At 70.5% G+C, this 1,763-nt stretch carries 3 protein-coding genes; 1 reads left to right on the forward strand and 2 read right to left on the reverse strand.

Going from position 1 to position 1,763, the window contains the following annotated elements; genetic code table 11:
* The coding region (locus tag G6026_RS17170; protein WP_241727962.1) for a PEP-utilizing enzyme at positions 1-698 on the forward strand (698 nt) is incomplete at its 5' end.
* Here G6026_RS17170 and G6026_RS06260 read toward each other — a convergent pair.
* Both G6026_RS06260 and G6026_RS06265 read right to left on the reverse strand, forming a co-directional pair.
* A complete protein-coding gene (locus G6026_RS06260; protein WP_228549514.1) occupies positions 691-990 on the reverse strand; it encodes a DUF190 domain-containing protein in 300 nt (99 codons plus the stop codon). The genes G6026_RS17170 and G6026_RS06260 overlap by 8 nt on opposite strands.
* A gap of 26 nt (positions 991-1,016) precedes the next feature.
* On the reverse strand, positions 1,017-1,763 hold a 747-nt coding region (locus G6026_RS06265; RefSeq protein WP_182612590.1), incomplete at its 5' end, for a putative inorganic carbon transporter subunit DabA.

Here is a 1,763-nt window from a genome sequence, read left to right on the forward strand (position 1 = left end):
TCCACGGGTCCGTCTCGCCCGTCATCCGCCTGCTCTCCCGGTTCGCGCAGGAGGGCGCGCGTGGGCGCGAGGAGACCAAGTCCGCGATGGCGCTGATGGCGCACGCGCTCAAGCGGGGGTACCGCCACCTCGGCGAGGTCCTGGCCGCCGCCGGACGACTGCCCGACGCGGACCTGGTGTTCTTCTTCGACCGTGCGGAGCTGGGCCGGATCGTCGGGCCGGGGGAGATCGGCGATCTCGTCCAGAGCGCCCTCGCGCGCCGGGAGGCACTGGCGTTCCAGGACGTGCTGGAGTTCCCCGACGTGTCGGTCGGTCGCCCGGTCCCGCTGATCGCCCGGCCCCCGCGTGAGGCCGCGGGCGGGGAGATCATCGGGCGACCCGCGAGCCGCGGATCGGTGGAGGGCGTGGTGCGCGTGGCCAGGTCCATCTTGGACGCCCGCGAGGTGCGGTCGGGCGAGATCCTGGTCGCACCCGTCACGGATGTGGGCTGGACTCCCTACTTCACGGTGATCGCCGCGCTGGTCACCGACATCGGCAGTTCGGTCTCCCACGGGGCCGTGGTGGCGCGCGAGTACGGGCTGCCCTGCGTGGTCAACACACTGGTCGCCACGCAGACGCTGCGGACCGGTGACCTCGTCCGGGTGGACGGCGACCGGGGGGTGGTGACGCGGTTGGACCGGAGCGCGGACGTCAGGTGAAGTAGTCCGGGCGGCTGACGTAGGTGTCGGTGACGAACATGACCCCCGAGGCCTCGTCGAGCAGGGACCGCAGTCCGACGAGCAGCGCATCGACACGGTGATCAGGGATGACGGTGATGAGCAGGGCGAGGGTCTCCTGCTCGTTGAACAGCAGTCCGCCCTCCCGGTATCCGTGGTGGCCCAGCCCGGACACCCCGGAAATGGTGGTGAAACCGGTCGCGCCGGAATGCTCGATGAGTCGTCGCACGTCGGGGGCGTCGGATCCCGGGACGATCACTTCGATCTTGGTCATCCTGGTGAGGTTGGCTCGGGTCATGGTCATTCTCCGATCTCGGTGGGATACGGGGTCCATCCACCGCGGGTGCGGTGGTGCCATCGGGGGGACTGGTCGTTCCGGGCCAGCAGGGTGATCCAGTGGTTGTCGACGAGGTCCCGAACCCCGGGGTTACGGGCCAGGATCGCGTCTATGCGCTCGCGCGGTGCGTGGACGAGGACCAGTAAACGCATGGGTTCATGCGCGAGGTGATCACCGACCGCCACGGACTGCCAGGGCAGACCGGTTCGCAGGTCGCCGCCGGGGCCGGTGACCACACCGATCCCGCCGACGACGTTGTGGGTGGTCTTGGTGCCGGCGCCGAAGGTCCGGGGGGCGACGGTGGAGAAGTAGTACTGGCAATTGATCCACTGTGCGACTACCACGGGCGCGGTGAGGATCGTCTCCAGCGCGCTCCCGGACGGGTCCTCGTCGGCGTTGTAGGAGTGCAGGAAGCATCGACGACGGAGGTCGACGCCCTCCGTGACCGCCCGCGGCCCGATGATGATCGCCGCGTTCCCGGCGAGGCCCCACTCGGGGTAGACCTGGGCCCAGTCCGCACCCCGCGCGTCGACGTGGCGCGCGGCCGCGCCCGGCTCCGGGCTCACGGGCGCCCCCGGAAGGAGAGCGGAGCGTTCGATCGCGAGGCGCTCGCCGGCCTCGGCCAGGTCCCCGACGAGCCGCTCCAGGTCGTCTCGGTGCGACTCGGGGATCTGGTGGCGATCCAGAACGACGACGTGGTCGGTGGTGGT

Origin of the sequence: Dietzia sp. DQ11-38-2, assembly GCF_014145055.1 — a bacterium.
Lineage (GTDB): Bacteria > Actinomycetota > Actinomycetes > Mycobacteriales > Mycobacteriaceae > Dietzia.

What these genes read in the sequence shown, in the direction of transcription:
- G6026_RS06260 (WP_228549514.1), bottom strand. Translation starts at nt 990, where the DNA reads ATGACCAAGATCGAAGTGATCGTCCCGGGATCCGACGCCCCCGACGTG.